16 protein-coding genes are annotated in these 19,260 nt (G+C 37.7%); 12 read left to right on the top strand and 4 right to left on the bottom strand.

The features are described from left to right. Positions 1-43: 43 nt before the first annotated feature. Together pta and OEV98_RS07225 are read left to right on the top strand one after the other, a co-directional pair. A complete protein-coding gene (gene pta / locus OEV98_RS07230; protein ID WP_263072556.1) occupies positions 44-1,015 on the top strand; it encodes a phosphate acetyltransferase in 972 nt (323 codons plus the stop codon). Positions 1,016-1,574: 559 nt separating this feature from the next. Further along, complete coding sequence (locus OEV98_RS07225) at positions 1,575-2,414, top strand: lipoate--protein ligase family protein (RefSeq protein ID WP_263072555.1); 840 nt, start codon at positions 1,575-1,577, stop codon at positions 2,412-2,414. 190 nt (positions 2,415-2,604) lie between these two features. Here the strand turns inward: OEV98_RS07225 and OEV98_RS07220 are convergent, their stop codons facing one another. Then, positions 2,605-3,375, bottom strand: coding sequence for an RsfA family transcriptional regulator (locus OEV98_RS07220; RefSeq protein WP_317633793.1), 771 nt, complete (start codon positions 3,373-3,375; stop codon positions 2,605-2,607). Positions 3,376-3,697: 322 nt separating this feature from the next. Between OEV98_RS07220 and OEV98_RS07215 the strand changes: the two genes are divergently transcribed. Next, on the top strand, positions 3,698-4,999 hold the full coding sequence (locus tag OEV98_RS07215; RefSeq protein ID WP_263072554.1) for an HD domain-containing protein: 1,302 nt from the start codon (positions 3,698-3,700) through the stop codon (positions 4,997-4,999). A 66-nt stretch (positions 5,000-5,065) separates the two neighbouring features. Further along, complete coding sequence (locus tag OEV98_RS07210; protein WP_263072553.1) at positions 5,066-5,587, top strand: YwgA family protein; 522 nt, start codon at positions 5,066-5,068, stop codon at positions 5,585-5,587. A 269-nt stretch (positions 5,588-5,856) separates the two neighbouring features. Here the strand turns inward: OEV98_RS07210 and OEV98_RS07205 are convergent, their stop codons facing one another. Beyond that, complete coding sequence (locus OEV98_RS07205) at positions 5,857-6,063, bottom strand: 2-hydroxymuconate tautomerase (protein WP_263072552.1); 207 nt, start codon at positions 6,061-6,063, stop codon at positions 5,857-5,859. A gap of 214 nt (positions 6,064-6,277) precedes the next feature. Here OEV98_RS07205 and OEV98_RS07200 point away from each other — a divergent pair, with 214 nt between their 5' ends. Beyond that, positions 6,278-6,952: a site-2 protease family protein gene (locus OEV98_RS07200; RefSeq protein ID WP_263072551.1), complete on the top strand. Its 675-nt coding sequence runs from the start codon at positions 6,278-6,280 to the stop codon at positions 6,950-6,952. Positions 6,953-6,997: 45 nt separating this feature from the next. Beyond that, positions 6,998-7,519 carry a YwhD family protein gene (locus OEV98_RS07195; protein ID WP_263072550.1) on the top strand — a complete coding sequence of 174 codons (522 nt, stop codon included), beginning with the start codon at positions 6,998-7,000 and terminating at the stop codon, positions 7,517-7,519. A 77-nt stretch (positions 7,520-7,596) separates the two neighbouring features. On the opposite strand, the gene OEV98_RS07190 is transcribed toward OEV98_RS07195, so the two are convergent. After that, positions 7,597-9,681: a transglycosylase domain-containing protein gene (locus OEV98_RS07190; protein ID WP_263072549.1), complete on the bottom strand. Its 2,085-nt coding sequence runs from the start codon at positions 9,679-9,681 to the stop codon at positions 7,597-7,599. A 213-nt stretch (positions 9,682-9,894) separates the two neighbouring features. On the opposite strand from OEV98_RS07190, the gene speE reads away from it, so the two are divergent. The 3 genes from speE (at position 9,895) to argS (ending at position 13,173) form a co-directional block, all read left to right on the top strand. Continuing rightward, positions 9,895-10,728: a spermidine synthase gene (speE, locus tag OEV98_RS07185; protein WP_263072548.1), complete on the top strand. Its 834-nt coding sequence runs from the start codon at positions 9,895-9,897 to the stop codon at positions 10,726-10,728. A 337-nt stretch (positions 10,729-11,065) separates the two neighbouring features. Beyond that, on the top strand, positions 11,066-11,506 hold the full coding sequence (locus OEV98_RS07180) for a DUF1934 domain-containing protein (RefSeq protein WP_263072547.1): 441 nt from the start codon (positions 11,066-11,068) through the stop codon (positions 11,504-11,506). After that, positions 11,503-13,173: an arginine--tRNA ligase gene (gene argS, locus OEV98_RS07175; protein ID WP_263072546.1), complete on the top strand. Its 1,671-nt coding sequence runs from the start codon at positions 11,503-11,505 to the stop codon at positions 13,171-13,173. The genes OEV98_RS07180 and argS overlap by 4 nt, the downstream gene beginning before the upstream one ends. Before the next feature lie 119 nt (positions 13,174-13,292). Here the strand turns inward: argS and cls are convergent, their stop codons facing one another. Then, positions 13,293-14,495: a cardiolipin synthase gene (cls, locus tag OEV98_RS07170; protein WP_263072545.1), complete on the bottom strand. Its 1,203-nt coding sequence runs from the start codon at positions 14,493-14,495 to the stop codon at positions 13,293-13,295. Positions 14,496-14,763: 268 nt separating this feature from the next. Between cls and OEV98_RS07165 the strand changes: the two genes are divergently transcribed. From OEV98_RS07165 to OEV98_RS07155, 3 genes are all read left to right on the top strand, one after another. Beyond that, complete coding sequence (locus OEV98_RS07165; protein WP_263072544.1) at positions 14,764-16,878, top strand: heterodisulfide reductase-related iron-sulfur binding cluster; 2,115 nt, start codon at positions 14,764-14,766, stop codon at positions 16,876-16,878. Between the two features lie 293 nt (positions 16,879-17,171). Continuing rightward, entirely contained in the window at positions 17,172-18,359 is a 1,188-nt protein-coding gene (locus tag OEV98_RS07160) for an acetyl-CoA C-acetyltransferase (RefSeq protein WP_263072543.1), read from the top strand. A gap of 39 nt (positions 18,360-18,398) precedes the next feature. After that, on the top strand, positions 18,399-19,250 hold the full coding sequence (locus OEV98_RS07155) for a 3-hydroxybutyryl-CoA dehydrogenase (RefSeq protein WP_263072542.1): 852 nt from the start codon (positions 18,399-18,401) through the stop codon (positions 19,248-19,250). Positions 19,251-19,260: the final 10 nt, after the last annotated feature.

Raw genomic sequence — 19,260 nt, 5'->3', positions numbered from 1 at the left:
AAATAGTATGCTAATAGGGAATGAAGTTAAGGAGGATATAAAAATGGATTTATTTTCTGCTGTAAAAGAGAAAGTTACAGGAAAAGGTTTAAGCATTGTTTTTCCTGAAGGTACAGATGAGCGAATCGTAAAAGCTGCATCTAGATTAGCTTCAGAGCAAGTGGTAAAACCAATCCTAATCGGTAACGTAAATGAAGTTCAACAAAAAGGGCAAGAAGTAGGCGTATCTTTAGACGGAATTGAAATTCTTGATCCAGAAGATTATGCAGAATTCGATGTACTTGTTGAAAAATTTGTCGAACGTCGTAAAGGAAAAGCTACAGAAGAACAAGCACGTCAATTATTAAAAGACGTAAACTACTTCGGTACAATGCTTGTTTATTTACATAAAGCAGATGGTCTTGTTAGTGGTGCAGCACATTCTACAGCTGATACGGTTAGACCTGCATTACAAATTATTAAAACAAAACAAGGCGTGAAGAAAACTTCCGGTGCATTCATTATGGTTCGTGGAGAAGAAAGATATGTATTTGCTGACTGTGCAATCAATATTACACTAGATGCACAAGACTTAGCGGAGATTGCAGTAGAAAGTGAAAAAACTGCAAAAATGTTTGATATTGACCCACGTATTGCAATGTTAAGCTTCTCTACTAAAGGTTCTGCCAAATCACCTGAAACGGAAAAAGTAGCAGAGGCTGTAAAGCTTGCGAAGGAATTAAATAGCGATCTAGTAATTGATGGAGAATTCCAATTTGATGCTTCTTTCGTACCATCAGTTGCAGAGAAAAAAGCTCCAGATTCCGTTATTAAAGGTGATGCAAATGTATTTATTTTCCCTAGCCTAGAAGCAGGAAATATTGGATACAAAATTGCACAACGTTTAGGAAACTTTGAAGCAGTTGGTCCGATTTTGCAAGGCTTAAATGCCCCTGTGAACGATTTATCCCGTGGCTGTGATGAAGAAGATGTATATAAATTAGCATTAATTACAGCAGCACAAAGCTTGGCTTAATCGTAAAAACGATTAGGCAGGTTTCTAAAGGGTTGTTGTTAGTTCATGAGATAGGGATATCGAAACATTGGTTGGCTCTCGCTTTGAGGGCCAACCTTTTTCTAGGTTGAATTTTAAAGGATTGTTGTTATTACATAAGATTAGAAATATTAAATGAACTACTGAGCATACTGAATACACAGAGACTCAGTGAAAAGCAAAGGCGACTGTTTAGCTACGTACAGGCGGGGGCAAATCCGCAGGAGATAAAGGAAACACGGTGGGTGAGTTTACGAACCGATGTTGACTTATCGCATGGAGGGCTGGTGAGCTTGCTAGTTGCTGGGAGCTGTAGCTAGCCTCGCCGCTCGTCCGAATGGATGCACGAAGTGTATTCAGTCTCCTGGATATACCTAAATTGCAACACTTTATATAAAAATAAACTGTAGAAATAGACTGCTTAGTAGTTTATATAATATACTGCACGAATATCTTTTTCCTATTATTTCGTGTTTTTTTTAGAAATGATGGAAGTATAATATAATAGGTTTAAAAGAAAATGATTAAAGGAGACTACAGCATGGAGGAAATGCTCTCCCTACTTGAGCAAGAGGAGTGGAGAATCATCGATCAATCGAGTCTTGGTCCGATGTTTCATCCAATTCAATCCTTTGCAATGGACGATACACTATGTGAAGCAATTGGAACCGGACAATCTCCTGCCGTTGCCCGCACATGGGTACATTATGATTCCGTCATACTAGGTATTCAGGATGTTCGCCTCCCGCACTTACAAGATGGCATACAATGGCTAGGACAACAGGGCTATGACTATATTGTTCGTACTTCCGGTGGACTAGCTGTTTTAGTTGATGAAGGGGTATTGAATATTACCTTGATTTTTCCGGAAAATGAAAAGGGTATCGATATTAACCGTGGATATGAAGCAATGTATCAGTTTGTGCAAATGATGTTTGCGGATTTAACAAATAAAATAGAGGCTCGTGAAATACATGGTTCCTATTGTCCGGGAAGCTATGACTTAAGCATCGACGGGAAAAAATTTGCGGGAATTTCGCAACGACGAGTGAAAAAAGGTGTTGCCGTACAAATCTATTTATGTGTATCAGGAAGCGGAAGTAAGCGCGCAGAAATAATACGAGAATTTTATCAACGTGCCTTGCAAAAGGAACCGACAAAATTTGAGTATCCAAAGGTGCGACCTGAAGTGATGGCATCCTTGTCAGAGCTAACAGGAGTAGAACTAACCATTCAACAGTCAATGCTGCGATTTTTACAAGTTTTACAGAAAGTAAGCAATGGAAAGTTCTATAATAGTGAGCTTACTACAGAGGAGCTACAAATGTATCAGCATTATTATGCACGAGTTTTGGAACGAAATGAAAAATGGTTACCTTAATCGGAATTCATATAAAAAGCTTGCCATGACAACGCATGAGCAAGCTTTTGTATTATAAAATCAATTGGTTGTTGCCAATCTGTATGGCATGGTAGGAATGCTAGTAACAAATCGTTTGTTTACGGATTTCATTGCATCTGAGATACCGACAAATTAATGAAAACTATTGGTTTGCTAGAAACACTAGATTCTATTCTGCTACTTTTTCTAGGTTTCCATTCCTATCCATTTTAAACGTAGTTGGTGCTGGTTTCTCCTCTTCATCAAACAACACTAGTTTTCTTGCACGGTTCATAATTTTCACTAATGTTTCATAATCCTCTTGCATAGTCATAGAATTTTTCTCTAGCTCTGCTACTTTTTCTTCCAATTCTTCCTTCTGTTTACGTAGGTCGATAATTTCGCGTTTTAATCTTTCATTCTCACTTTTATAAACACTAGCTTGCAGATTGGAATGATTTAAGTTTTGTAAGAAATGAATGACTTGGTCTAAAGATAAAGCCTGATGTTGATTGGAATATTGGTTCATTACCGGATTGGTCACCATTGTCTGTTCTTGTTTCGTTACTTGTACAGGAGCTTCTCCAGCACTTGCTTGTGAAACTTCCCCAACATTCATTAAATCCCCAATTACTTCGGATGAAAACTCTGTTGTTACTTCAATATCCTCCACTGAAGGTACTGGTGGTTGATAAAGTAACTTTTTCTTTCCGCCATGATCTTTCCCTAATAATCTCTGTCTTTGTTTTCTTTGTTTTTTTGCTAACTGTAATGCTTTTTCGTATTGATGACGAACTACTGCATTCCAACGAAAACCGCAAGCTGCACTTGTTCGATTAAGCTTGTCACCAACCTCTTCAAATGCATTTAATTGTGTACTGCCTTCTCGAACATGGCGCAGTACAGTTTCCGCTAATAATAAATCATTTTCATCTGTCCACGCATCTTGACGTACTTTCATAATCTCAACTCCCAAACATAAAGTAATAATTTCTAATAGGTTTCATTAGGTATTTGTACTATCTAGGTTTAGTACTAGCATGGACAGTTTTTCTTTGTTTTATACAATAAGAGATAAAAGGATAATAGTTTTTATTAAATTTTTTTATAAAATATCGAAATATTCACATATAACGCTACCTATCTTGTAAAAGTTATTAAATAAGAAAGAACTGGAAAATGTCGGTTATAAACGAAATATGAAATTTTTTGTCATAATTTTGGTGAAACTAGTAAAGAAAATCGATATAATGGAAACATGCTAGGTAGGAAGAGGGTAAAGAATGGCTTACGCAACGGAAAAATTGAGAGAAGAAAAAGTATTTAAAGACCCTGTTCATCGGTATGTACATGTTCGTGACCGTGTCATTTGGGATTTGATCGGTACGAAGGAATTCCAACGCTTAAGAAGAATTAAGCAACTAGGAACGACATTCCTAACATTTCACGGAGCAGAACATAGCCGCTTGAATCACTCCTTGGGTGTATATGAAATTGTCCGAAGAATTGTAGACGATGTATTTATTGGACGGAGTGAATGGAATGAATCCAATCGTTTATTATCACTTTGTGCGGCACTCTTACATGATTTAGGACATGGTCCATTTTCTCATTCTTTTGAAAAAGTGTTTCATCTAGACCATGAGCAATTTTCCCAACAAATAATTTTAGGAAATACCGAAGTCAATCAAGTGCTTTCCGCTGTACATCCGAATTTTCCAAAGCAAGTAGCAGAGGTTATTGCGAAAACTTCGGATGAAAAACTAGTAGTTAGCCTTATATCGAGTCAGATTGATGCTGACCGGATGGATTATTTATTACGAGATGCCTATTTTACAGGGGTCAGCTATGGTCACTTTGATATGGAACGGATTCTTCGTGTTATGCGTCCGCGAGAAGATCAAGTGGTGATTAAAAAGAGTGGGATGCATGCAGTAGAGGACTATATTATGAGTCGTTATCAAATGTACTGGCAAGTATATTTCCACCCTGTAACAAGAAGTGGCGAAGTAGTTTTAACGAAAATTCTCCACCGTGCAAAAGAATTATATGAACAATTTTATCAATTTAAATATGAACCTCGTCATTTCTATTCTATGTTTAAAAATGAATTGACACTGCAAGACTATTTAAATTTAGATGAAGCGGTTGTTTTATATTATTTCCAAGTATGGCAAGAGGAAGATGATCCTATATTGCGGGATCTATGTAGAAGATTTATGGATCGCCATTTATTTAAGTATGTTGAGTTTGATCCTGCGAAAGAGTATAGAAAATTTATAGATCTTTCGGCACTGTTCAAAAAGGCTGGTATTGATCCAGAATATTATTTAGTACTAGATTCTTCTTCTGATCTTCCCTATGATTTCTATCGACCAGGAGAGGAAGAAGAACGGCTTCCGATTCAATTACTAATGCCTAATGGAGAAATCCGTGAGCTTTCAAGAGAGTCTGAAATAGTAGAAGCAATTAGTGGAAAACGAAGAACCGATCATAAGTTATATTTTCCAGCGGATATATTATACGATGAAACATCAAAGAAAAATATTAAACGACAAATCCGCCAATTACTGGGAATAAGATAAGGTATCTTTACCTTCCTGTTAAAAGTCGGTATAATTTCATTGTTTGAAAGTAGGAGATGACATTTTATGCTTTTGGAACATGCAAAAATTTTACATGCCATCCAATCCTCAGGTGAAATCATAGGGCGGAAAAAATTTCAAAAGATGATATATATTGCTAAAAAATTAGCATTTCCATTCCAAGAGAAATTTCAGTTCCACTTTTATGGTCCCTATTCTGAAGAACTTACCCTTCAATTAGAGGAATTAGTCAATATGGGTTTGATTAATGAAATAAAAGAAAAAAAGGGTGGCTATTACCAATATCGCTATACGGTAACGGAAAATGGAGAGGATTTCATTCATATGTTTGATGAAGAAGTTCATCATCCGAAGCTTAATGAATGTTTAACAGATATGAATGAGCAAAGTTCTCGTTTTTTGGAGCTTGTTTCTACCGTATTATATTTTGATACATTACCAAAGGAGCAAGTGTACGATAAAATTTCTCAAGTGAAAAGTAAGCAAAAATATACACGCGAAGAAATTGACCAAGCATTTGCGTACATTGATTCCTTAAAGGAAAAAGTTAGTTTACAAGTTCAATAATTTATATGCGAATCTAATGTTACAATCGCTAAGAAAAATAGCAAGCTGTGAGAAGTCCATTCTATTGAAGTAATATTGAAGTAATGATCGGAATGGCAATAAATGAAAGAGGCTGGGACATAACAATTGATATTTAAATGTAAGACGAACAATCATTCGGAAAGCGAAGTATATTTCCGGAGCGAATTTACCTACTTAACTTTGTTCGGATTCTCTTACATAAAAATACTTTTGTCCCAGCCTCTTTTCCATCCATCCATTAATTTCTACTATTCATCGCTTAATCGCTTTCCTGCAACTGCATAATGATTTTTTGGCATTTCTTCAATAAATACAACAACCTTTTCTACAGAGGCACCAGTTGTTTCCACTACTGCTTCGGTTACCTTTTCGACTAATGCTCTCTTTTGATCCTCGGTTCTTCCTTCTAACATTTTTACTGTCACATATGGCATTTGTTGTCCTCTCCTTTTCACTAGAAAATTCTCACATTTTCATGGTATCCTAATAGAGGAATAGCATGGGACTATTACCTAATAGTATTATAACCGCATACATAATAAAAAAGGAATTGGAATGAAAGAATGGATAAAATATTTTGCCATGGAAAAAGATGAACAGTTTTCTGTCAGATGGTAGAATAATAATTAAATACAAATCATACCTTTCAAGAAGAAAAGGAGCAACCAAATGGAGTTTTTTGATACTTTATTTAGTTTTTTAGCATTTCCTTTAGATGTCCTCCCGTACGTAATTATCACCTTAATTGTCGCTTTTACTGTCCATGAATTTGCCCATGCCTATGTCGCTTATAAATTTGGCGATCCTACGGCAAAAAATCAAGGAAGACTGACATTAAATCCTGCGGTTCATTTAGATCCGATTGGGACGATTTTGCTATTAATTGCAGGTTTTGGATGGGCTCGCCCTGTCCCAGTCAACCGTTATCATTTTAAAAATCCGCGCTTAGCTGGCGTGCTTGTTTCGATTGCAGGTCCACTGAGCAATTTATTATTGGCATTCATTGGTGGAATCCTTCAATCGATTACGTTGGCAATCGGCCTTAGTGGTACGGCAGGTCAGATGTTATATGATTTTAGCTTTTACTTTATGTATTTAAATGCCATTCTTTGTGTATTCAATTTACTTCCATTGCCACCTTTAGATGGGTACCGGATTATTCAAGACTTAGTTTCGAATGATGTTCGTGCAAAGATGTCCCAATTTGAAACATATGGGCTCATTATTTTTCTAATATTAGTTGTTGTAGACCCGCTATATAATATGACAGTTGGGCCAATACTAGATACAGGAGTATACATAATCTTTCAGCTTGTATCGGGATTTTTAGGATTACTATTTTAATTAGTAAGTTGATTTCCATAGATGGGTAAGGAGGTCTTTGTATCGATGGAAGAAAATAAGGAAAAAGAGAAGAAAACCGTTAATTTTAATATTATTAAAAATGATCCAACCGATGGCCATAAAGGATTCGGTGTTGGGGTACTGAATTTAGAAAATGTTTCACCTGTTTTTGTTGATGTACAGGAAAAGACAGCATTTGTTGACATTGGTGCGATGCATGCGCGAAGCCAGGTAGAGCGAGGGATCAAATTTTTAAAAACAAAAGAGGAAGTCCCGAATGGCAAACCATATTGGCTTGTATGGGTAACTATTGAGCGGAAGGAATCTGGCCCATTTTATTACGGGGTGACAGCATGTGAGCTAACAGTAGATCGCTCCATTCGTCGTGGATATAAGTCATTTCCAGAACATGTAAATAAAATGGATAAATCATTAAAAGGGCATATTATGGTCGAGCATATGGACGAATCCTCGAAAGCGGTGCTTGCAGATTTTCTGAAAAATCATGATCGTGGAATATGGGATCGTTCTAGTGATAAATTAAAACAAGATTTAGGTGCGGAATAAATAATGGAAAAGAGCTTGAGGACAGCAGGGATAATCTTCCCTGCCATGCCCCAAGCTCTTTTGATGAAGTGTTAGTCTTATTCTGATAACCAATCAAAGATGCGCTTGTACCAAGGCTTCTCTTGATTTTTTTCTATTGGTTGTTCTGTATGATCTGGTGTTGTTTCGTTCGTATTGTTAGGTGCACTACAGTATTCGGTCGGCTCTGTTCCTTTTATGAAATACATATAGCGTTTCACTGGGCAATCCTCTGTTGCAAGTAACCCACTTTCTGGATTTACATTGACACCAACGACATTTTTAGTTGGTTTAAATGGACGAATTGGCTTATCCTTTAAGGCTTTTTCCATGAAATCCACCCAAATATTCTTTGCATATGTTTTTTCCGTCGGTAATGTGATAGCTTTCCCTTTATCATAACCAGTCCAAACAGCAGAAACGAGATCAGGTGTAAAACCAATCATCCAGCTATCGGTGTTGGTAGATCCCGACTTACCTGCATATGGGCGGGTTGTTTTCGAAATAATATTATGCCCGGTTACATTTGCGTAGCCGTTTAAGCTATCATCAAATATTCCCGTCATCATATGGGTTAATACGAAAGTGGTATCTGGATCAAGCACCTGCTCATGCTGTTCTTCTTTTTCATAAATAACCTCACCATCACGAGCGACAACCTTCGTAATAAAAATTGGCTCGACGCTTTTTCCACCATTGGCTAGCATGCTATAGGCATTGGCCATTTCCACAACTTGTACACCAGAGGTACCTAATGCTAGAGATGGGACTTGTTCTTGCTTAGACTCTATTCCAAAACGTTTAGCATACGCTACTAATGTTTCGGTACCTAAATATAAATGGGTTTTTACGGCAAATACATTATCGGATAATGCCAATGCTTGTGCCATCGTAATGTCATCATTGGCGTATTTATAGTTGAAATTTTGTGGTGTGTATTCTTCTCTACCGTCGTCAAATGTAAAGGTAGTTTCTTCACTGCGAAACTTACTAGTTGGAGTGAATCCCTTTTCAAGAGCGGCATAATAAAGAATTGGCTTTATTGTTGATCCAGGCTGCCGAGATGCCTGGATGGCACGGTTATAGCTACTTTCCTGATAATCTCGACCACCGATTAACGCTTGAACATAGCCGGTTTTAGGATCCATAGCAATAAATGCTGCTTGGATAAGCGACTCCTCAGCAACTGTATTTGCCAGTGTCTCCTCCGCAATTTTTTGCATATTTGGATTAAGTGTAGTATAAACACGTAAGCCACCTAATGAGATGGTTCGTTCATCTAAACCAAGCTCATTTTTTAATTGTGCATGAACCACATCCTGAAAATAAGGAGCGATATTACGTTGTTGCATATTTGTATTTCCTACTAATGTAATCGCTGCCTTTTTTGCTTCAGTGGCAGCATCTTCACTAATAAATCCTTGCTTTACCATTTCTGATAAAATAACTTCCTGGCGGTGCTTTGCTTTTTCCCAAGAATTGAAGGGAGAAAAGCTACTTGGTCCCTTTGGAGCTGCTGCTAATAGTGCTGCCTCACTTAACGTTACGTCCTTTGCACTTTTGCCAAAATAATATTGACTTGCAGCTTCTACACCGTATGCTCCATGACCATAATAAATCGTATTTAAATAGCCTTCTAAAATTTCCTCCTTAGAATAATTTGCTTCCAAGCGAATCGTATAAAAGGCTTCCTTTAACTTGCGCTGCCAAGTTTTTTCCGGACTTAAAAATAAGTTGCGCGCATATTGCTGAGAAATTGTACTAGCACCTTGTACTTTTGCAAATGCTTTAATGTCCGCAACAATAGCCCCAGCAATTCTTTTCACATCAAAGCCGATATGGCGATAAAATCGTTGGTCCTCAATTGCAATCGTTGCATTAATTAAAAATGGGGAAATATCCTGGAGATTTACCCAGTAGCGTTTTTCACCACCACTATTACTCTCGCCAATAATCGTTTCATCCGCAGCATAATAAATCGATGACTGGGGAACTTCGATTGGAGGGGGGCCGGCAATCCGCGCGGCAGTATAGATTCCGATAACACAAAGGAACAGTAAAATTACGGCACAGCTGCACCAAAATAAAAGTTCTCGGACCATTTTTACTGTCTGTTTAAAATGTTGGTTCGTTGATAATTCCAAGAGGACAAACCTCCTTTATGAAGTATATTCTCAAAAGATGAAATTTCGCACGGCTCCTTCTTACCATTATGGGAAACAGTAAACAGCTTTAAACCTAAAACATAAAAAAATGTTGTAATAAATACAAAAGGTAAATATCTTTTCAAGGGAAAACCGATAGACAAGAATCAAATCGGGCATACTAAAAAAAAGTGATAGAAAGAGGGATATGAAATGAGCGAGCTTTGGTTTACCGAAAAACAAACCGAGCATTTTGGAATTACTATAAGAGTCAATCAAACCTTACATACGGAACAAACCGAATTTCAAAAACTAGATATGGTGGAAACAGAAGAATGGGGTAATATGCTTTTATTAGATGGAATGGTAATGACGACAGTTCGCGATGAATTTGTCTATCATGAAATGGTTTCCCACGTACCGTTATTCACCCATCCGCATCCGGAGAAAATACTTGTTGTCGGTGGTGGCGATGGTGGCGTCATTCGGGAGGTAATTAAGCATCCAAGCGTCCAAAAGGCAGTCCTAGTAGATATTGACGGAAAGGTTATTGAGTACTCGAAAAAATTTCTACCAGAAATTGCTGGGAAATTAGACGATCCACGCGTTAATGTACAAGTTGATGATGGATTTATGCATATAGCGAATAGTGAAAACGAATATGATGTGATAATCGTAGATTCGACAGAGCCAGTAGGGCCAGCAGTCAATTTATTTACGAAAGGATTTTATGCAGGAATCGCTAAAGCCTTAAAGGAAGATGGCATCTTTGTTGCGCAAACAGATAATCCTTGGTTTAAAGCAGATTTAATTCAAAATGTATTCCGGGATGTAAAAGAAATTTTCCCAATCACCCATCTTTATACTGCAAATATTCCCACATACCCAAGTGGTTTATGGACATTTACGATAGGATCGAAAAAATATGATCCTTTAAAGGTAGACGAATCTCGCTTTACGGAATTAGAAACAAAATATTATACAAAAGAGCTTCATTTTGCAGCCTTTGTTTTGCCAAAATTTGTAAAAGATATTATTGGAGAGTAACGCAAAACTAAATAGGAGCAATCGGTTCATCATACCGGTTGCTATTTTTTTTGTACGACCGTTACGAAAGCTATCATTTAGTAGCATTTGTTCTGTTAAGGAATTTCCTACAGACAAGCTTTGGCGAAAGAATGAATGTAAAGGTAAGCAAATTTTCATTAGCGAAAGGTTGATTTTAATGATAGTATTGTCGAAACAATAAATGTTCCTTAAAATGATAAAAAAATGGTATATTATATAAATGTGAGTACAAGCATGGAAAACGAGATTGGAAATAAGACCGAAAAATATAGGTTTTGCAAGAATCTTCACTGTTATTTCATAAGGATGTGGGAACGTGACAACAGCTGGGACTCCAGTCAAAATAGAGCTACAAACAAAAATAACACAAAATGGAGAATTAGATACTTTTGAATTAATTGTATTTGGTCAATATTATCAAAAGGGAAATACGAGTTATTTAATCTACGATGAAGTATTAGAAACCGGTAATGTACATACAGTAATCAAATTTAGCGAGCAAGGTGGATCACAAATTATCCGAAAAGGTGCACTCAATATGCGATTAGCCTTCCATTTAGATGAGGATAAAGGTGGTTCTTACAAAACAGATATTGGTACTTTATTGCTGACAACGAATACCCAGAGGTTAAAATTTCGATGGGATAGTGAACAGAAGCAAGGAACTTTAGATATAAAATATTATTTATTTATGGAGCAAATGGAAGTTGGCACCTACCAGCTGTCTTTCAAATTTAAGGAGGATACTATTGGATGAACATTGTAGCATCACTACAGCAGAAGCTTAAAAATGAAATAAAAAATGCAGTATTGAAAGCAAATTTAGCTGAGGAAACGCAAATCCCTTCGATTATTTTGGAAACACCAAAGGACAAGGCACATGGAGATTATTCTACAAATATTGCCATGCAATTAGCACGCGTTGCAAAGAAGGCACCTCGACAAATTGCAGAAGAAATAATAAACCATATTAATGGCAGCGAAGTATATGTTGAAAAAATGGAAATTGCAGGACCTGGCTTTATTAATTTCTATATGGACAATCACTATTTAACGGAATTAATTTCGACTATTTTAGACAGTGGTGACCAATATGGGAAAACGAATTTTGGTCAACAAGAAAAAATCCAAGTCGAATTTGTTTCGGCTAATCCAACAGGGGACCTACATTTAGGTCATGCACGTGGAGCAGCAGTTGGAGATTCGTTATCCAATGTATTAGCAGCAGCAGGCTACGATGTAACGCGCGAATATTATATTAATGATGCTGGAAACCAAATTCATAATTTAGCATTATCGGTAGAAGCGCGTTATTTCCAAGCTTTAGGCCATGAAAAAGAAATGCCTGCAGATGGCTATTATGGGGAAGATATTATCCAAATCGGAAAAACTCTTGCGGCAGCGCATGGCGATAAATATGTCCATGCTAGTGAAGAGGAAAGATATCAATTTTTCCGTTCGTACGGTTTGAAATATGAAATGGAAAAATTAAAAGTCGATCTCGAAAACTTCCGTGTACCATTTGACGTTTGGTACAGTGAAACCTCTTTATATGAAAATGGCAAAATTGATGAAGCACTAAAAGTGTTACGGGAAAACGGTCATATTTATGAACAGGATGGAGCGGTATGGTTACGAACAACGCCATTCGGAGATGACAAGGACCGGGTATTAAAAAAACAAGATGGCAGCTACACATACTTAACACCAGATATTGCCTATCATAAAGATAAATTTGAAAGAGGATTTTCCAAAGTAATTAATATTTGGGGTGCAGACCACCATGGTTATATTCCTCGGATGAAGGCGGCGATGGAGGCACTTGGATTTGATCCAAACAATCTAGAGGTAGAAATTATTCAGCTTGTTCATTTATATAAAAACGGCGAAAAAATGAAAATGAGTAAGCGGACAGGTAAAGCTGTGACAATGCGGGAATTAGTGGAAGAAGTAGGCTTGGATGCGGTACGTTATTTCTTTGCCATGAGAAGTGCAGATACCCATCTTGATTTCGACTTAGACTTAGCGGTATCACAATCGAACGAAAATCCTGTATATTACGCACAATATGCACATGCACGGATTTGTAGCATTCTTCGCCAAAGTGAAGAGCAAGGAATTTCCTTTACGAATCATGAGGATCTTTCCTTAATTGGGGAAGAAAAAGAATTCGAGCTGTTGAAAAAGCTAGGCGAATTTCCACAAGCAATTGTCGAAGCAGCAGTAAAAAGAACACCACATCGAATTACTAATTACATTCATGATTTAGCATCTACTTTCCACAGCTTTTATAATGCAGTGAAAGTATTAGATCAGGAACAAATGGAATTATCAAAAGTCCGTCTAGCATTAGTAAAATCGGTACAAATTACCTTGAGAAATGCCCTATCTTTAATCGGGGTACACGCACCAGAAAAAATGTAATAAAATTAAAAAAATGAGAGAATGGATATCCATCTCTCATTTTTTGGTCTTTATGCCAAAAATTATTACCATAAATTTCAGTCTGTGGAGGCTTTTCCATCAAATCCATTCTTTCCTCTTTATAAAAACGGAGATACTAATAACGCAATCCATTCCTTTACTTTTTCGAAAGCATTCGGTTTATTTAATGCTTCTTTATGGAGTCGGCTGGATTTTGAAATATCAAGATGTGCAATTTTTAGCATATGATCGACCATTTCGGAATCATAAAAAATACTGTTCATTTCATGATTAAAATAGAAGCTCCGTTTATCGAAATTGGCGGTCCCAATAGAACAAGTTTCATCGTCAATAATAAATACCTTCGCGTGATAAAATCCTTCACGATATTGATAGATTACACACCCAAGCGAAAGAAGCTTCCGCAAATAGCGGTAAGATGCCTCTTTAATTAATAAATGATCACTCACCTTTGGAACGATAAGCGTTACCTCTACTCCCCGTTTAATGGTCTGTTTTAATGCTGTAAATGCTTTTTTTCCAGGAATAAAATACGGGGAACCGATTATAACCTTTTTCTTGGCATTTTGTAATAATTGACAAACCTTATCCTCCAAACCAACCCCTTCAAAGGATACGAATTGATGCTGTATCCGTCCCTTTTGTAATGGTGGATATAGCTGATCCGCATGTTCAGGAGGTCTTTTAGTCGCTTCGGTCCAATCAGTTAAAAATTGCAGCTGCAAATCCTCTACACCTTCACCAGTGATCCGAACATGACAATCGCGCCAAGGGCTAAGCTTCGGATCCTTATCAACATATTCCTTTCCAACATTAAAACCCCCAAGATAGCCAATCTGCCCATCAATTATGGTAATTTTCCGATGGTTTCGGCTTTGCACCTTATAAAATAAATAAGGAAAGCTAGGCGTATGTCCGAAGGCAATATCAATTCCTTTCCGTTTTAAATCCTTGATAACCTTTCGAGGAAAGCCAATGCTACCGAGCCAATCTATTAAAATTCGGATTTCTACCCCTTCTGCTGCCTTTTTTTGTAACAGTGAAAATAATTCTTGTCCAAAGGAGTCGTCTCGAAAAATATAAAACAGCATGTGAATATGGTGCTGTGCCCGTTCAATATCTTGGAAAATTCTATCAAAAAGCAGTGGTCCTTTAATTATTATTTCTACATCACTATGACGTAATGGAAATGAATGAGTTTTTACGCTGCGCAGATGACTTTTTCTTCCTAAATACAAATCAAGAAACAGAAGAAAAACAAAAATAATAAGTAGAAGTACGATCCAAATGAGAACCAGCAAAAGAGGTTCCTCCTTTTTATATCTCTGAATTCATATTTTCTCCAGTATCCAAATAGTTATGCAAAGGGGAATGAAAAGAAAATAGAATAAAACAGTTTGTGCGTAAATAAAAATACTTTTATACGAATCTTTTAAAAAGTTAATAAAAAATATTGACTGAATGCTCATTCATTATTGTATAATAGGAATAACGTAAGGAATGTCATATTCAGTGGAGACAAATAAGGGGTACACTTTGAAATTACTGATTTGATGGAGGGGAAAACATATGGGGCAAGGTCTACTTTGGGTTAATGCAATTGCGACAGTAATTGTAATCGCTTACGCAATTTCACTATTTGTTCATCTTATACGAACAAGAATAGCTTATATAAAGCTAGGCAGAAAAGAAGCATTTAAACAAGATATGAAACAAAGGCTACAAAAAATATGGATAAATGTCTTTGGGCAGAAGAAATTGCTGAAGGATAAGAAAAGCGGCACGATCCATGTAATGTTTTTTTATGGATTTATCCTTGTACAATTTGGAGCGATTGATTTTATTTGGAAAGGCTTAGTTCCGGGTTCCCATTTACCGCTTGGTCCATTGTATCCGGCATTTACCTTTTTTCAAGAAATCGTCACCTTTGTTATTCTCGTCGCAGTAGTCTGGGCGTTTTATAGACGTTATATTGAAAAGCTTGTCCGGTTAAAGCGAGGTTTGAAAAATGGGCTAGTATTAATTTTTATCGGGAGCCTTATGCTTTCGGTTTTACTTGGGAATGGGATGGCAATGAATTGGCATGACCACCAGCCAGTATGGACCGAGCCAATAGCCTCCTTGATTGCAATCGGATTCTCCTGGATGGGCGAGGTCGCAAGCATTTCGGTCTTTTACATCGCTTGGTGGCTCCATTTAGTCACTTTGTTAGCCTTCTTAGTATATGTCCCACAATCGAAGCATGCCCATTTAATTGCAGGGCCAGCAAATGTATTTTTACATCGGACAGATAAAGTCGGGAAGCTACAAAAGATTGATTTTGAAGATGAAACGAAGGAATCCTTTGGCGTTGGAAAAATTGATGATTTCTCCCAGCTACAGCTAGTAGACTTATATGCCTGTGTCGAATGTGGGCGGTGCACAAATATGTGTCCTGCAACAGGTACAGGAAAAATGTTATCTCCAATGGATTTAATCGTGAAAATGCGTGATCACTTAACTAATTACGGTGCAGCAGTCACAAGTAAACAACCGTGGGTGCCAGGATTTTTATTCGCCAATACGACCGGAAACCAATTGGCAATGCAAGCTGCTGGAGAAGGAGTGCAGGAAACGGCAGCAACTGCATTGTATTCGAAGAGCTTAATTGGCGAGGTCATTACGGAGGAAGAAATTTGGGCATGTACGACCTGTCGTAACTGTGAGGATCAATGCCCTGTAATGAATGAGCATGTCGACAAAATAATTGACTTACGCAGATACCTTGTATTAACAGAAGGTAAGGTAAATCCAGATGCACAGCGCGCAATGCAGAACATTGAACGTCAAGGTAATCCGTGGGGGTTAAATCGTAAAGAAAAAGAAAATTGGCGCAGCCTCCGGGAGGATGTTTATATTCCAACAGTGAAAGAAATGAAGAAAAAAGGCGAGGAATTTGAATATCTCTTCTGGGTTGGATCAATGGGATCCTTTGATAGCCGCAGTCAAAAAATCGCACTTTCCTTTGCAAAGCTTTTAAATGAAGCTGGTGTTACATTTGCAATTTTAGGTAATAAGGAGAAAAACTCTGGGGATACCGCCCGTCGATTAGGAAACGAATTTTTATTCCAAGAGCTAGCTACTAGTAATATATCTGAGTTTGAGAAAAATGAAGTAAAAAAAATCGTGACGATTGATCCGCACGCATACAATATTTTTAAAAATGAATATCCTGACTTTGGATTAACGGCAGAAGTATATCATCATACGGAAATCCTTGCTGAGCTTGTGAAACAAGGCAGACTAAAACCAGTGCATGCAGTAAATGAAGTCATTACCTTCCATGACTCCTGCTACTTAGGTCGATATAACGAGGTATATGATCCACCACGTGAAATTCTTCAATCTATTCAAGGAGTAAAACTGGTAGAAATGGCGCGAAATCGAGAAAATGGTATGTGCTGTGGAGCCGGTGGAGGATTAATGTGGATGGAAGAGGACACGGGTCAACGAATCAATGTTGCTCGCACAGAGCAAGCATTAAAAGTAAATCCAACAACGATTAGCTCTGGATGTCCGTATTGCTTAACGATGCTAACGGATGGAACAAAGGCAAAAGAAGTAGAAAATACCGTCAAAACATATGATGTAGCGGAAATATTAGAAAAGGCAGTGTGTGGAGAAAAAACAGCGTTTGTTTCGTAATCTTTTTGAAAGGGAAGCATCATACCACCTTAGCTTTACAAATATAGTAATAATATTGGAGGGATACGGGTTGCCTATCCCTCTATACGATAATTTGCTCATTGATTTGTTTGGAATAAAATTGAGCGAGCGTTCAGTCGGAGCATATAGCTTAATAAAAGCTAGCGGGAGGATAAGAAAGTGTAGCAATTTGTGTAAGCGTTTTCCGTTGGGAATCGGTTATTCATCACTAGCGAAATTAAACAGGAACAAAGCTAGGGAAATAGGATTTAGTTAAAAAGGGGAGAAAGCGGATGGGAAGAACAGTAATTTTAGATGGTGCAAGAACACCGATTGGTAAGCTGAATGGAGCGTTGCAGGCGTTAACGGCACCAACACTTGGGGGTATTGCGATAAAAGGGGCATTAGCAAAAACAAAAGTTTCACCTGAGCAAGTAGAGCATGTAATTATGGGAACCGTTTTGCAGGGAGGGCAAGGACAGCTCCCCTCTAGACAAGCGGCAAGAGCAGCAGGGCTTCCATGGCAAACAACTACGGAAACAATCAATAAAGTATGTGCATCTGGCATGAGAAGTGTTGTACTTGCCGATCTATTGATTCGTAGCAAAGAAGGCAAGGTAATGGTAGCAGGTGGAATGGAATCTATGTCTAATGCTCCGTATATTCTTGCAAATGCGCGTACGGGCTATCGCATGGGGGATGCGACATTAACGGATTTAATGATCTATGACGGATTAACTTGTAGCTTCACTGGAGTCCATATGGGAACATACGGGAATAGTACCGCAGAGGAATTATCGATTACACGAGAGGCACAGGATCAGTGGGCGTTAAGAAGTCATCAATTAGCAGTAGAAGCAATAGAATCTGGGAAATTGGCAGAGGAAATTGTTCCAGTTGAAATTCCGCAAAGAAAGGGAAATGTACAAATCATTACGCATGATGAGGCACCAAGAAAAGATACGTCATTAGAAAAGCTAGCAAGCTTAAAATCTGCCTTTGGAAATAATGGCACGATTACCGCAGGGAATGCACCCGGAGTAAATGACGGGGCATGTGCACTTGTATTAATGGATGAAGAATACGCCATTTCCGAAGGACATCAGCCATTAGCAACCATTCTTGCCAATGCTTCGATTGCTGTAGAAGCAAAAGATTTTCCAAAAACACCGGGGCTTGTTATTAATAAGCTTTTACAAAAGACAGAAAAATCGGTTCAGGATATTGATTTATTTGAAATTAATGAAGCATTCGCAGCTGTGGCATTGGCTTCTAGTCAAATTGCTGGGCTTGACTATGAGAAGGTGAATGTAAATGGAGGGGCAGTTGCTTTAGGCCATCCAATAGGAGTAAGTGGGGCAAGGATTATTTTAACATTAGCGTATGAATTAAAGAGAAGAGGTGGCGGCCTTGGTGTTGCTGCAATTTGCAGTGGTGGTGGTCAAGGAGACGCCATATTAATTGAAGTGCCAAAATCTTAAAAGTAGAAATAAACCGGAAACAAGAAGGGGGAAATAAGGATGGCAATAGAAAAAATAATGGTTATTGGAGCAGGACAAATGGGCACAGGAATTGCCCAAGTATGTGCTCAGGCAGGCTATTTATGTGTAATACATGACATAACAGTCGAGCAAGTAGAACGTGGTATCTCCTCTATTGAAAAAAATTTACTTCGGCAGGTAAGTAAAGGAAAACTATCAGAACAGGAAAAAGCAACGATAGTCAATCGTATTTCTGCTTCTACTAATCTTGAAGATAGCGTCGAATGCCAATTAATCATTGAAGCAGCAGTTGAAAATATGGAGGTAAAGAAGTCGATTTTTCGTCAGCTTTCCGAATTAACGAAGGAGGGCACAATACTTGCTACTAATACCTCTTCCTTACCGATTACAGAGCTTGCTTCGGTAACGAGTTGCCCGGAGAAAGTCATTGGTATGCATTTTATGAATCCGGTTCCGGTTATGCGACTAGTAGAAATTATTCGGGGGCTAGCAACATCGGTGGAAACATATGAAGCGATTAAAGAAATAACGTTGAAATTAGGGAAAGTTCCTGTTGAAGTAAATGATTTTCCCGGATTTATTTCCAATCGAATTTTAATGCCAATGATTAATGAAGCAATCTTTGCTCTCTATGAGGGTGTTGCCACTAAGGAAGCAATCGATGAAATTATGAAGCTAGGAATGAACCATCCAATGGGTCCATTAACGTTAGCGGATTTCATCGGTTTAGATACTTGTCTTTATATAATGGAGACCTTGCATGATGGATTCGGTGATGATAAATATCGCCCATGTCCTTTACTTAGAAAATACGTAAATGCTGGCTGGTTAGGTAAGAAAACAGGAAAAGGATTTTATCTTTATGAGTAATATGTTCAGA

The sequence above is a fragment of the Perspicuibacillus lycopersici genome, from assembly GCF_025660475.1.
GTDB lineage: Bacteria > Bacillota > Bacilli > Bacillales > Caldibacillaceae > Perspicuibacillus > Perspicuibacillus lycopersici.
Note: the sequence above shows the minus strand (reverse complement) of the source record. Positions and strands in the feature narration are given on the sequence as shown.